General features: G+C 66.2%; 2 protein-coding genes. Both read right to left on the minus strand.

The genetic code is table 11. The features are described 5' to 3' along the window. The coding region (locus JYJ84_RS32570) for a hybrid sensor histidine kinase/response regulator (protein ID WP_205189983.1) at positions 1 to 1014 on the minus strand (1014 nt) is incomplete at its 3' end. A gap of 481 nt (positions 1015 to 1495) precedes the next feature. After that, the gene (locus JYJ84_RS32575; RefSeq protein WP_122949089.1) at positions 1496 to 3079 is read right to left on the minus strand and encodes a Na+/H+ antiporter; all 1584 of its coding nucleotides are present in this window, start codon (positions 3077 to 3079) and stop codon (positions 1496 to 1498) included. Between the last annotated feature and the right edge of the window lie 68 nt (positions 3080 to 3147).

The following is a 3147-nucleotide window of genomic DNA, read 5'->3' on the forward strand; positions in this document are numbered from 1 at the left end:
GAAGCCGCCGCGTGCCGCACCATGCACGGATTCGAGCTGCACGAACGACTCGGTCGCGGCCGTGCGCTGCTCCGGCGCGATCCCGGCGCCGGTATCCTCGACACCGATCAGCCAGGCACCGTCCTCGCCACTCAGCGTGCAGTGCACGTCCGTGCCGGCCGGGCCGTACTTCAGCCCGTTGTCGATCAGGTTCGCGACCGCGCGCGTCAACATCATGCGGTCGCCCATCGTCACGCACTCGGTATCGGGCACGTGCGCGGCGACCCGGCTGCCGAGCCCGGCCGCCTTCTCCCACAGCTGGTCGACGGCGTCGAGCACGATCTCGTTGAGACTCACGACCTCGTGTGCGCGGCGCTCGGACTGCGCGCGGGTCAGGTGGATGAAGCCGTCGGCCAGCGCGAGCGCGCGCCGTGCGTGGCCGGCAATGCGCTCCATGATCGCCGGCATGTCGCCGTGCTCGGCCCGGTAGACGTCGAGCAGCGCAAGGATCGACGTCTGCGGCGAACGCATGTCGTGCGACAGGAAATCGAGCGCCTCGTCGCGCTGCCGCGACATCAGGTACGAATTCGAGTGATAGCGGATCCGGGCGGCCAGCTCCATCGCGTCGGGGAGCTTCACCAGATAGTCGTTCGCGCCGGCAATGAACGCCTCGCGCTTGACGATCGGCTCCTCCTTCGCGGACAGCACGATGATCGGCACGCGAGCGGTGCCGGCATCCGCGCGCCACGCACGGACGAGATCGAGGCCGTCGATCTCCGGCATCACGAGATCCTGCAGGATGACCGTCGGCTTCACGTCGCGCGCGACCGCCATCGCCCGGTGCGCGTCAGTGCACACGTGCAGGTCGATGTCGTGTTCGCTGCGCAGCGCGCGGCGGATCACCTCGCCGACGAACGGTTGATCGTCGACGAGAAGGACCGATAACCCCGATTCAAGACAATCCGAGGCATTATCACCGCTCGATTCTTTCATAAATACAGTTTCAAACGCCGATTCTCCAGTCGATTCTTTCATAGGAGTTGTTTATCCGGCTTGGATGCTATCTTATTCTGGCGGTTGAAAATCCCGCCCGATTCCGCCGATTTGGCCTGTCGGCACTGCCTAGCGGGGCTCCGGGCGCCGATTTCTCCCCGTTGGCGGCCGCATTACCTCCGCATCCTTTCTCTCAATAAACATAACCGGCTGATTCTAAATGAAATTAGAACACAGCATCTATCTCCTTCCGGTTTAGTTTTGCCAAATATGACGAACGAGCCGGAATCAGTTAAATCAGATCATTTCGGGATTCGAAAGGCGGTAACGTTTGCGAGACCGGCGCCACAAGGTTTGCATGCGCTGCAAGGCCGGCTGCCCGCCGCATTGGGGGCCGGATGGAAATCCGCCGAATCGGCGCGCCGGCAGAAGAAAGATTAGCGCGCCAGGCAACGATCGGCCCGCGCGCATCGGGCCGGCCGGAGCCGGCCGCTCGACGGCGGTATGACGGTGGTGAGCGGCCTTACCCGCGCGCGTGCTGCGCGGACACTTCCTGCAGATCGAGGTCGCGTTCGAGCGCATGCAGCATCTCGTCGTGGATGTGCCCGGAACGGTGCAGGCGCAACAGTTCCGCGCGCCCGGCCCGGATCGCGGCCAGCACGACATCGTAGTGTGCGGTACGCACTTCTGCCGGGTACGTGGGCTCGTTCTTCGCCCGCTCGGTCAGCTCCGCGCGATACGTGTACTGCTCGAGCAGGCGCGGATGAATCACGGCCCCGTTCTCGTCGCGCACGAGCGGCTGGATCGCCGCAAGCTGCGCAGCCTCGATGTACGCCCACGTCTGCGGCTCGGTCAGGTGATGCGCCGCGCGTTCTTCGCGCTGCGGCAGGCGCAGCAGCCGGATAAGCGGCCCGATCGTCGTGCCCTGCAGCAGAACGGTGACGAGGATCACCGCGAACGACGCGACCAGGATCACGTCGCGGCCGGGCATCGCCTCGGGCAGCGACAGCGCGATCGCCAGCGTGACGACCCCGCGCATCCCGGCCCAGCTCATGATCGTCGCGGCCTTCCAGTCGGGCGCTTCGCCGCGCCGCGCGATCCCGCGCACCGGCCACTTCAGCGCCTCGACCGCGTAGATCCACACGAAACGCGACACGATCACCGCCGCCAGCACCGCGAGCATCGGCGGCACCATCGTGGCAAGCACCTGCTCGAAGCCGCCGAGCCGGTGGATCGCGCCGCGCAGCGACAGCCCGATCAGCACGAACACCATCGCTTCGAGCAGGAACACGATGACCTGCCAGAATGCGGTGCCGCGCGTGCGCACGGCCGCCGAGAACACCTCGTGCTGATGCCAGCCGACGATCATGCCGGCCGTGACGGTGGCGATCACGCCGGACACCTCGACCATTTCGCCCGCGATATAGGCGATCCAGCCGGCGATCACCGCGACGGTGATCACGAGGTAGTCGTCGTCGAGCTGCTTCAGGAACCACACGACGAGCTTGCCGACCGCGAAGCCGATCGCCACGCCGCCGAGCCCGAGCTCCGCAAAGCGCACGACCGCGTGCTCGAGGCTGAACGCACCGGTGAGCGCGGCCGCGACCGCGAAACGGAACAGCACGAGGCCGGCCGCGTCGTTCAGCAGGCTCTCGCCTTCGAGCAGCACCATCAGCCGGCGCGGCAGCGCGACACGTTCGAGCACGGCCTTCGCGGCAACGGCGTCGGGCGGCGACACGATCGCGCCGAGTGCAAAGCACGCGGCCCACGGCAGCGACGGCGCCACCCAGTGCACGGCGAAGCCGACCGCGAACGTCGTGAACACGACCGCGCCGATCGCAAGCAGCAGGATGCCGCCGACATTGCGCTTGAACTCCTCCCACACCGAGAAGTACGCACCGTCCATCAGCAGCGGCGGCAGGAACACCAGCAGCACCAGTTCGGGATCGAGATTGATCGGCGGCAGGCCGGGGATGAACGCGATGCCGATGCCGCCGATCAGCAGCGCGGCCGCGGGCGGCAGCCGCAGCCGCTTGGCGATGCATTCGAGCGCGACGATCGCGAGGAATGACAACAAAACCAGCTTGAATGCCGAGACGGGAGACATGAATCGACCTCGTGAAGAATGAATTCGCGCTTTCCGGCGTCGTACCCCGGTCGGCAGTTTCGCGCGAT

This window comes from Burkholderia sp. LMG 13014 (assembly GCF_905232215.1).
GTDB lineage: Bacteria > Pseudomonadota > Gammaproteobacteria > Burkholderiales > Burkholderiaceae > Burkholderia.